Source organism: Streptomyces sp. NPDC051452 (genome assembly GCF_044454765.1).
GTDB lineage: Bacteria > Actinomycetota > Actinomycetes > Streptomycetales > Streptomycetaceae > Streptomyces.
In genome coordinates, this window is sequence record NZ_JBITEB010000004.1 from 271,859 (window position 1) to 282,150 (window position 10,292).

6 protein-coding genes are annotated in these 10,292 nt (G+C 72.4%); 3 read left to right on the forward strand and 3 right to left on the reverse strand.

Annotated features, from left to right (window positions below; translation table 11 throughout):
* Positions 1-107: 107 nt before the first annotated feature.
* The 3 genes from ACIBA9_RS13470 to ACIBA9_RS13480 all read right to left on the reverse strand — a co-directional run bounded on the left by ACIBA9_RS13470 (position 108) and on the right by ACIBA9_RS13480 (position 7,347).
* Entirely contained in the window at positions 108-1,571 is a 1,464-nt protein-coding gene (locus ACIBA9_RS13470) for a glutamate synthase subunit beta (RefSeq protein ID WP_399362530.1), read from the reverse strand.
* The gene (gene gltB / locus ACIBA9_RS13475; RefSeq protein WP_399362532.1) at positions 1,564-6,189 is read right to left on the reverse strand and encodes a glutamate synthase large subunit; all 4,626 of its coding nucleotides are present in this window, start codon (positions 6,187-6,189) and stop codon (positions 1,564-1,566) included. The genes ACIBA9_RS13470 and gltB overlap by 8 nt, the downstream gene beginning before the upstream one ends.
* A gap of 426 nt (positions 6,190-6,615) precedes the next feature.
* Positions 6,616-7,347 (reverse strand): VIT1/CCC1 transporter family protein, encoded by a 732-nt coding sequence (locus tag ACIBA9_RS13480; RefSeq protein WP_362153798.1) that lies wholly within the window; start codon positions 7,345-7,347, stop codon positions 6,616-6,618.
* Positions 7,348-7,608: 261 nt separating this feature from the next.
* Between ACIBA9_RS13480 and ACIBA9_RS13485 the strand changes: the two genes are divergently transcribed.
* The 3 genes from ACIBA9_RS13485 to ACIBA9_RS13495 are packed head-to-tail and all read left to right on the forward strand — an operon-like array spanning position 7,609 to position 10,291.
* Positions 7,609-8,904, forward strand: coding sequence for an ADP-ribosylglycohydrolase family protein (locus ACIBA9_RS13485; RefSeq protein WP_399362534.1), 1,296 nt, complete (start codon positions 7,609-7,611; stop codon positions 8,902-8,904).
* On the forward strand, positions 8,901-9,176 hold the full coding sequence (locus ACIBA9_RS13490) for a hypothetical protein (protein WP_399362536.1): 276 nt from the start codon (positions 8,901-8,903) through the stop codon (positions 9,174-9,176). Before ACIBA9_RS13485 ends, ACIBA9_RS13490 begins: the two co-directional genes overlap by 4 nt.
* On the forward strand, positions 9,173-10,291 hold the full coding sequence (locus ACIBA9_RS13495; protein WP_399362538.1) for an ADP-ribosylglycohydrolase family protein: 1,119 nt from the start codon (positions 9,173-9,175) through the stop codon (positions 10,289-10,291). Before ACIBA9_RS13490 ends, ACIBA9_RS13495 begins: the two co-directional genes overlap by 4 nt.
* The last annotated feature ends 1 nt before the right edge of the window (position 10,292 follow it).

Here is a 10,292-nt window from a genome sequence, read left to right on the forward strand (position 1 = left end):
CCCCCGGGGGCACATGCAACGACGCCTGCCCAGGCGTCCGGTCGGGGACAGGAGGGCAGGCGCCGTCTGTGTTCCGTACGCCTTTGTACGGGACGTCTTCGGGGCTGTCAGACCGCGAGGGCGCGGTCCGTCGGGCGGATCGGGGCCGGCAGGTCGCTGGCGCCGGTCAGATGACGGTCGACTCCGCGGGCGGCCGAGCGGCCCTCGGCGATCGCCCAGACGATCAGGGACTGTCCGCGGCCGGCGTCACCGGCGACGAACACACCCGGAACGTTGGTCTGGAAGTCGGCGTCGCGGGCGATGTTACCCCGTTCGTCCAGCTCCAGGCCGAACTGCTCGACCAGGCCGTTTTCCCGGTCGGTGCCGGTGAAGCCCATGGCGAGGGTGACCAGCTGGGCCGGGACCTTGCGCTCGGTGCCCGGCTTCGAGGTCAGCTTGCCGTCGACGAACTCGACCTCGGCCAGGTGCAGCCACTGGACGTTGCCGTCCTCGTCGCCCTCGAAGTGGGTGGTGGAGGCGGAGTAGATCCGCTCGCCGCCCTCCTCGTGGGCCGAGGTGACCTTGTACAGCAGCGGGAAGGTCGGCCACGGCTGGTTGGTGGCGTGCCGCTCGTCGCTCGGCCGGGGCATGATCTCCAGCTGGGTGACGGAGGCCGCGCCCTGGCGGTGGGCGGTGCCCACGCAGTCCGCGCCGGTGTCGCCGCCGCCGATGACGACGACGTGCTTGCCCTCGGCCGAGATCGGGGTGGTGACGTAGTCGCCCTCCTGGACCTTGTTGGCCAGCGGCAGGTACTCCATCGCCTGGTAGATGCCCTTCAGCTCCCGCCCGGGGACGGGGAGATCACGGGCGGTGGTGGCGCCGGCGGCGATCACGATCGCGTCGTAGCGCTTCTTCAGGTCGCGGGCGTTGAGGTCGCGGCCGATCTCGACGCCGGTGCGGAAGCGGGTGCCCTCCGCGCGCATCTGCTCGATGCGGCGGTTGATGTGCCGCTTCTCCATCTTGAACTCGGGGATGCCGTAGCGCAGCAGGCCGCCGACGCGGTCGGCGCGCTCGTAGACGGCGACCGTGTGACCGGCCCGGGTCAGCTGCTGGGCGGCGGCGAGACCCGCCGGACCCGAGCCGATGACCGCGACCGTCTTGCCGGACAGGCGCTCGGGGATCTGCGGGGCGACGTCACCGGTCTCCCACGCCTTGTCGATGATCGAGACCTCGACGTTCTTGATGGTGACCGGCGCCTGGTTGATACCCAGCACGCACGCCGACTCGCAGGGTGCCGGGCACAGGCGGCCGGTGAACTCCGGGAAGTTGTTGGTCGCGTGCAGGCGCTCCTGGGCGGCGGCCCAGTCCTCGCGGTAGGCGTAGTCGTTCCACTCCGGGATCAGGTTCCCCAGCGGACAGCCGTTGTGACAGAACGGGATGCCGCAGTCCATGCAGCGGCTGGCCTGCTTGCTGATGATCGGCAGCAGGGAGCCGGGGACGTAGACCTCGTTCCAGTCCTTGACGCGCTCACCGACGGGACGGGTCCGGGCGACCTCGCGGCCGTGGTTCAGGAAGCCCTTCGGGTCAGCCATTGGTCGCCGCCTCCATCATCTTCTCGGTGATCTCGGTCTCGGAGAGACCGGCTCGCTCGGCGGCGTCCTTGGCGGCGAGCACTGCCTTGTACGTACGGGGGATGATCTTGCTGAACCGCTTCACGGCCGTGTCCCAGTCGGCGAGCAGCTTCCCGGCGACCGTCGACGCGGTCTCCTCGGCGTGGCGGCGCACCACGTCGTGCAGCCACTGCTCGTCCGTCTCGTCCAGCGCCTCCACCGCGTCGACGTTGCCGACGTTGACGTCGTCGCGGTCGAGGTCGATGACGTAGGCGATACCGCCGGACATGCCCGCCGCGAAGTTGCGGCCGGTGGGGCCGAGGACGACGGCGCGGCCGCCGGTCATGTACTCGCAGCCGTGGTCGCCCACGCCCTCGGAGACGACGGTGGCGCTGGAGTTGCGGACGCAGAACCGCTCGCCGGTGCGGCCGCGCAGGAACAGTTCGCCGCCGGTGGCGCCGTAGCCGATGGTGTTGCCCGCGATGGTCGAGTACTCGGCGAGGTGGTCGGCCGCGCGGTCGGGGCGGACGACGATCCGGCCGCCGGACAGGCCCTTGCCGACGTAGTCGTTGGCGTCGCCCTCCAGGCGCAGCGTGACACCGCGCGGCAGGAAGGCGCCGAAGGACTGGCCGGCCGAGCCGGTGAAGGTGATGTCGATGGTGTCGTCGGGCAGGCCGGCGCCGCCGAACTTCTTCGTCACCTCGTGGCCGAGCATGGTGCCGACCGTGCGGTTGATGTTGCGGATGGCGACCTGGGCGCGCACCGGCTGCGCCTCGGTGGCGTCCCCCGCGGCGAGGGCGTCGGCGGCGAGCTTGACCAGCTCGTTGTCCAGCGCCTTCTCCAGGCCGTGGTCCTGGGCGATCACCTGGTGGCGGACCGCGCCGTCGGGCAGCGCCGGGACGTGGAACAGCGGCGCCAGGTTCAGGCCCTGGGCCTTCCAGTGGTCGACGGCGCGCTCGACGTCCAGCACCTCGGCGTGGCCGACGGCCTCCTCGATGGAGCGGAAGCCCAGCTGAGCGAGGAGCTCGCGGACCTCCTCGGCGATGAACCGGAAGAAGTTCACCACGTGCTCGGCCTTGCCCGCGAAGCGTTCGCGCAGGACCGGGTTCTGGGTGGCGATGCCGACCGGACAGGTGTCCAGGTGACAGACGCGCATCATCACGCAGCCGGAGACGACCAGCGGAGCGGTCGCGAATCCGAACTCCTCCGCGCCGAGCAGCGCGGCGATGACCACGTCACGGCCGGTCTTGAGCTGCCCGTCCGTCTGGACGACGATCCGGTCGCGCAGGCCGTTGAGCAGCAGGGTCTGCTGCGTCTCGGCGAGGCCCAGCTCCCAGGGGCCGCCCGCGTGCTTCAGGGAGGTCAGCGGGGAGGCGCCCGTACCGCCGTCGTGGCCGGAGATCAGGACGACGTCCGCGTGCGCCTTCGACACACCCGCGGCGACGGTGCCGACACCGACCTCGGAGACCAGCTTGACGTGGATCCGCGCCCGGGGGTTGGCGTTCTTCAGGTCGTGGATCAGCTGGGCCAGGTCTTCGATGGAGTAGATGTCGTGGTGCGGCGGCGGGGAGATCAGGCCGACACCGGGCGTCGAGTGCCGCGTCTTCGCGACCCACGGGTAGACCTTGTGGCCGGGCAGCTGGCCGCCCTCACCGGGCTTGGCGCCCTGGGCCATCTTGATCTGGATGTCGTCCGCGTTGACGAGGTACTCGCTGGTCACGCCGAAGCGGCCGGACGCGACCTGCTTGATGGCGCTGCGCCGAGCGGGGTCGTACAGGCGCTCGGCGTCCTCGCCGCCCTCACCGGTGTTGGACTTGCCGCCCAGCTGGTTCATGGCGATGGCGAGGGTCTCGTGCGCCTCCTTGGAGATGGAGCCGTAGGACATGGCGCCGGTGGAGAACCGCTTGACGATCTCGCTGACCGGCTCGACCTCGTCGAGGGGGATCGGCTGCCGGTCCGACTGGAAGCCGAACAGGCCGCGCAGCGTCATCAGGCGCTCGGACTGCTCGTTCACCCGGTCCGTGTACTTCTTGAAGATGTCGTACCGGCCGGTGCGGGTGGAGTGCTGGAGCCGGAAGACCGTGTCCGGGTCGAACAGGTGCGGCTCGCCCTCGCGGCGCCACTGGTACTCGCCGCCGATGTCCAGCGCGCGGTGCGCCGGAGCGATGCCGGTGGCGGGGTAGGCCTTGGCGTGCCGGGCGGCGACCTCCTCGGCGATCACGTCGATGCCGACGCCGCCGATCTTGGTGGCCGTGCCGTTGAAGTACTTCTCCACGAAGGCCTCGTCCAGGCCGACGGCCTCGAACACCTGAGCGCCGCGGTAGGAGGCGACGGTGGAGATGCCCATCTTGGACATGACCTTCAGGACGCCCTTGCCGAGGGCGTAGATCAGGTTGCGGATGGCCTGCTCGGGCTCCAGGCCGTCGAGGAAGGTACCGGCGCGCAGCAGGTCCTCGACGGACTCCATCGCCAGGTACGGGTTGACGGCGGCGGCGCCGAAGCCGATGAGCAGGGCGACGTGGTGGACCTCGCGGACGTCGCCGGCCTCGACCAGCAGGCCCACGTGGGTGCGCTGCTTGGTGCGGATGAGGTGGTGGTGGACGGCGGCGGTGAGCAGCAGCGAGGGGATCGGGGCGTGCTCGGCGTCCGAGTGGCGGTCGGACAGGACGATCAGCCGGGCGCCGTTGTCGATGGCCGCGTCGGCCTCGGCGCAGATCTCGTCGATGCGCGCGGCGAGCGACTCGCCGCCGCCGGAGACCCGGTACAGGCCCGACAGGGTGGCGGCCTTGAAACCGGGCATGTCGCCGTCGGCGTTGATGTGGATGAGCTTGGCCAGCTCGTCGTTGTCGATCACCGGGAAGGGCAGCACGACGGACCGGCAGGAGGCGGCGCTCGGGTCGAGCAGGTTGCCCTGCGGGCCCAGCGAGCTGCGCAGGGAGGTGACCAGCTCCTCGCGGATGGCGTCCAACGGCGGGTTGGTGACCTGGGCGAACAGCTGGGTGAAGTAGTCGAAGAGCAGCCGCGGGCGGGCGGACAGCGCGGCGATCGGCGAGTCGGTGCCCATCGAACCGATCGGCTCGGCGGCGGCCTTGGCCATCGGCGCGAGGATGATGCGCAGCTCCTCCTCGGTGTAGCCGAAGGTCTGCTGGCGGCGGGTGACCGAGGCGTGGGTGTGCACGATGTGCTCGCGCTCGGGCAGGTCGCTCAGCTCGATCTCGCCGGCCTCCAGCCACTCGGCGTACGGCTTCTCCGCGGCGAGCTGCGCCTTGATCTCGTCGTCCTCGATGATGCGGTGCTCGGCGGTGTCGACGAGGAACATACGGCCGGGCTGCAGACGGCCCTTGCGGACGACCCTGGCCGGGTCGATGTCGAGGACGCCGACCTCGGAGCCGAGGACGACGAGACCCTCGTCGGTGACCCAGTAGCGGCCGGGGCGCAGACCGTTGCGGTCGAGCACGGCGCCGACCTGGGTGCCGTCGGTGAAGGTGACACAGGCGGGGCCGTCCCAGGGCTCCATCATCGTGGAGTGGAACTGGTAGAAGGCGCGCCGGGCCGGCTCCATGGAGGCGTGGTTCTCCCAGGCCTCCGGGATCATCATCAGCACGGAGTGCGGCAGGGACCGGCCGCCGAGGTGCAGCAGCTCGAGCACCTCGTCGAAGGAGGCGGAGTCGGAGGCGTCCGGCGTGCACACCGGGAAGATCCGCTCGATGGCCCGCTCGTCCGCGCCGAACAGGTCCGAGAACAGCTGCGACTCGCGGGCGCGCATCCAGTTGCGGTTGCCCTTGACGGTGTTGATCTCACCGTTGTGCGCGACGAAGCGGTACGGGTGCGCGAGCGGCCAGGACGGGAAGGTGTTCGTGGAGAAGCGCGAGTGGACGAGCGCGATCGCGGAGGCGAAGCGGCGGTCGGACAGGTCCGGGAAGAAGGGCTCCAGCTGGCCGGTGGTCAGCATGCCCTTGTAGACGATCGTGCGGGCGGACAGGGAGGGGAAGTACACCCCGGCCTCGCGTTCGGCGCGCTTGCGCAGCACGAACGCCGTGCGGTCCAGCGCGATGCCCTCGACGGGGCCCGCCCCGGCGTGCGCGGCGGAGGCACCGGCGGCGACGAAGATCTGCCGGAAGACCGGCATGGTGGAGCGGGCGGTGGCGCCCAGCAGTTCGGGGGCGACCGGGACCTCGCGCCAGCCGAGGACGGTGAGGCCCTCCTCGGCCGCGATCGTCTCGATGCGTGAGACGGCCTCCTCGGCGCCCTCCTCCGGCAGAAAGGCGGTGCCGACGGCGTAGGAGCCGGCGGCGGGGAGGTCGAATCCGGCCACCTCGCGGAAGAAGGCGTCGGGAACCTGGGACAGGATGCCCGCGCCGTCGCCCGAGTCGGGCTCGGAGCCGGTGGCGCCGCGGTGCTCCAGGTTGCGCAGTACGGTCAGCGCCTGCTCGACCAGCGTGTGGGACGCCTCGCCGGTAAGGGTGGCGACGAAACCGACGCCGCAGGCGTCGTGTTCGTTGCGGGGGTCGTACATACCCTGGGCAGCAGGGCGAGCATCCATGAACGACCAGTTCTGGCCATTCGAGGAATGCTGGGACGGCTGGCGCGGCGTACGCATCGGCTCTCCCGTCGTCGTCATGTGGCATGTGGCAGGTGCCGAGGGACGACGTTGGCCCTCTGCGTGAAGTGCAAAATTTCGTGCAGGTTACATGATGGAGCGGTTCTCGGGAAGCGGATACTCCGTTCCAACATGCGGACTTCTCGGGGCCCTCCACGGGGTGGGTGAAGGACGGCCACAGGGGCCGGCGCGGTGCCCCTGGGGGCGTGCGTGAGGGCGAACGTACGGGGGGACCGTCGCGGACAGGATCGGTCGGATCGCTGTTCGTCGGCCCGAGGGGGCGAGGGGAGCGTCGTCGCCCCGCCCCGCGGGGGTGCGGCAGGCGTCATTGCCCGCTGTGCTTACGGCTCATGCCCGGTGGCTAAGAGTTCGAAACCAGCGGGTAACGGCTACCTATGCGAGTCGATGCATAAGTACCGGTGCCACCTATCCTACGGCCGTCCCGAACAGGGTGCCCAGGGCGTACGTCACACCGGCCGCCGCACCGCCCAGCGCGAGCTGCCGAAGCCCGCTGTACCACCAGCTCCGCGCCGTCACCCTGGCCACCACGGCACCGCAGCCGAAGAGCCCGGCCAGGGCGAGCAGCACGGCCGGCCACAGCACGCTCGCGCCCAGCAGGTACGGCAGCAGCGGCAGCAGCGCGCCGAGCGCGAACGAGCCGAAGGACGAGACGGCGGCGACCAGCGGCGAGGGCAGGTCGGCGGGGTCGATGCCCAGCTCCTCGCGGGCGTGTATCTCCAGGGCCTGCTCGGGGTCCGCGGACAGCTGACGGGCGACCTGCCGGGCCAGCTCGGGCTCGACGCCGCGGGCGACGTAGAGTGCGGCCAGCTCGTCCTCCTCGTCCTGCGGGTGCTTGCGCAGTTCACGACGCTCGACGTCGAGTTCGGCCTCCACCAGCTCGCGCTGGGAGGCGACGGAGGTGTACTCGCCGGCCGCCATAGAGAAGGCGCCTGCGGCGAGACCGGCCAGCCCGGTGATGACGATGGTGTGCTGGCCCACCGAGCCGCCGGCCACACCGGTCATCAGCGCGAGGTTGGAGACCAGGCCGTCCATGGCGCCGAAGACGGCGGGGCGCAGCCAGCCGCCGTTGACGTCGCGGTGGGTGTGGTTGTCGCGGTGCGCCTCGTGCAGCGCGGCCTCGGTGTCGATGATGGCCATGCGGGACCCCCGGGAAAGCTAAGCCAAAGCTAACTTTGGACGATTTCTATTTTTCAACAACACCAAATCTAGCTCGACCATTCCGGCCCCGCCAGCAAGGAAAGGCTGCGCTAAGCTGCGCCTTTCCCCTCCTTTGCTCATTCGCGCGAGCATTGGCTCAGATGCGAGCGGGTGACTCCGCAGGCACGCAGGCTGGCACGGCCGCCTCCCGTGGCACATATCCGCAAAGGGCCCCGTGGTCCCGCCGAAGGAGGCCGCCCCATGGCAACGATCGCCCGCACTCCCCCGGTCCCGGTGCCCGTGGACACACCGGGGCTGCGCGAACGGGCCCGGGGCGCGCTGCTCGGCCTGGCGGTGGGCGACGCGCTGGGGGCGCCCGCGGAGAACCTCCGGCCCTCCGAGATCCGCGCCCGCTGGGGCCGCATCACCGGGTACGTCGCCGAGAAGCCGGCCGGCACGGACGACACCGAGTACGCGATCTTCTCCGGGCTGCTGCTGGCCCGGCACGGCTCGGCGCTCGCCCCGGCCCATGTGGAGACGGCCTGGCACGAGTGGATCGCGGACCGGGCCGAGGGCCCCTTCCGGGGAGCGGGGTTCAGTGAGCGCGGCACCCTGGAGAACCTCCGCCGGGGCCTGGCCGCGCCCATCTCGGCCCAGCACCGCCATGCCTGGAGCGCCGGCCTGGCCATGCGCGCGGCGCCCTTCGGGGTGTTCGCCGCCGGGCGCCCCGCGGAGGCGGCCCGGCTGGTGGCGATCGACGGCTCGATCAGCCACGAGGGCGAGGGGATCTACGGCGGACAGGCGGTCGCGGCGGGCGTGGCGGCGGCGATGGCGGGCGCGCCGGTGGCGGTCGTGGTCGCCTCCGCCCTCGCGGTCGTGCCGGACGACTCCTGGACGGCGCGTTCGCTGCGCCGTGCGGTGACGGTGGCCCACCGCGGCGAACGCGCGGTGCGCTCTGCGGTCGTCATCGGCGGCTATCCCTGGACCGACCTGGCCCCCGAGGCGGTCGCCCTCGCCTTCGGCGCGTACGCGGCGGCCGACGGCGACTTCCGCGAGGCGGTCCTGACGGCCGTCAACATGGGCCGTGACGCGGACACCACGGCGGCGGTGGCGGGCGCGCTGTCCGGCGCGGCCCAGGGCCTCGCCGCGATCCCGCCGGCCTGGGCGTCCGCCATCGGCCCCGTCCGCGGCCGCTGCCTGCCCGCCATGGCCGGTCACCACATCCTGGACGTGGCCGAACTCCTCGTACCGGACGAGCCCACGAAGTGGCCCACGCACACCACCCTCCCGGCGGCCGCGCCGACGGAAGTGCCGGCCGGGGGCGAGGCCGGGAAGGGTGAGGCGATCGGCGCGTCGCCGGAGACCCTGTCCGCCGAGCCGCCGACGGCGGGCACCGGCGCCGGTGGCGCAGTCGTCACGCCGCAGCCCCCGGCCCTGACACCCGCCCCCGTGGCACCCGAGCTGCCCCCGACCCCGGCGTCCGCCTCCCGGTCCGCGGTGAGGCCGCTCGTCGGGGCCCGTGACCGGGGGCACGGCGAGAGCGAGCCGGTGTCATGACGGCGCGCCGTATCGAGGGGCTCCTGCTCGGCCTCGCCGCCGGAGACGCCGCCGGCTGGCCCGCCGCACGACACCGCGCCGCCCGCATGCCCGAGTGGACCCGCCGCCTCACCCGCGAACTGGACACCTTCGCCGAGCAGAACACCACCACCCTCCCCGTACCGATCGCACCCGAGCTGCCCCCGACCCCGACGTCCGCCTCCCGGTCCGCCGCGAGGCCGCTCGTCGGGGCCGGTGACCGGGGGCACGGCGAGAGCGAGCCGGTGTCATGACAGCGCGCCGTATCGAGGGGCTCCTGCTCGGCCTCGCCGCCGGAGACGCCGCCGGCTGGCCCGCCGCACGACACCGCGCCGCCCGCATGCCCGAGTGGACCCGCCGCCTCACCCGCGAACTGGACACCTTCGCCGAACACAACGCCACCACCACCCTCCCCGTACCGATCGCCCTGAACCAGCCCCCCGAGCCCCTCCGCCTCGGCCCCTCCGACGACGCCGAGTGGGCGGTCTTCGCCGCCGAGGCGGTGCTGCGGGCCGGTGACGACGACGTCCTCGGCGACCTCAGCCGGGAACGCCGTATGCGTGCCGCGATCGACCTCACCTGGACGGCCGTGGCCTGCGAGGTCGCCGCCGCGGCGGACCGCGCCCCGGAGATCGAGTCCGCCGTCCTCCCGCTGCGCGCCCGCATCTCCGTCCGCGCCGGCCTCGGCAACCTCGCCGCCGGTCTGCGCCCGCCCGCCACCGGCCACGACAACCCGCACTACTTCGACGACGCCGCCTGCGTCCGCGCCTGCGTCCTCGCGGTCGCCCACCCCGGAGACGCCCGACGCGCCGCCGAACTCGCCGAGTTCGACGCCCGCTACACCCAGGACGGCGACGGCGTGCACGGCGCCCGCGCGATGGCCGCGGCCCTGGCGCTGGCCCTCGCCGACGCGGACACCGACACCTGCGTGGCCGCCGCGCTCGCCGAACTCCCCGCGGACACCGAGATCGGCCGCAACGCCCGCCACGCCCTCGCCCTGGCGCGGACCGGCGACTCCGCCTTCGCCCTGGTCCCGCTCCTCGAACACCAGATCGTCGACCACGTCTACAGCTACGGCATCGCCGCCGCCGAGACCGTTCCCGTCGCCCTCGCCCTGGCCACCGCCGCCCGCGGCCGCATCGCCGAGGCCGTGCCGGCCGCAGCCTGTCTGTCCCGGGTGGCGGACTCCGCCCCCGCCCTGGCGGGCGCGCTGACCGGCGCCCTCGGCGGCGGCGACGCCGTCCCGCACACCTGGCGGGACGCCTGCCGCACCCTGTCCGGCTGCGCCCTGCCCCGCCTCACCGGCACCGACCTGGTGGAACTCGCCGGGCTGCTGGAAGCCGCGCAACCGGCCGACCCAGGAGGATGAT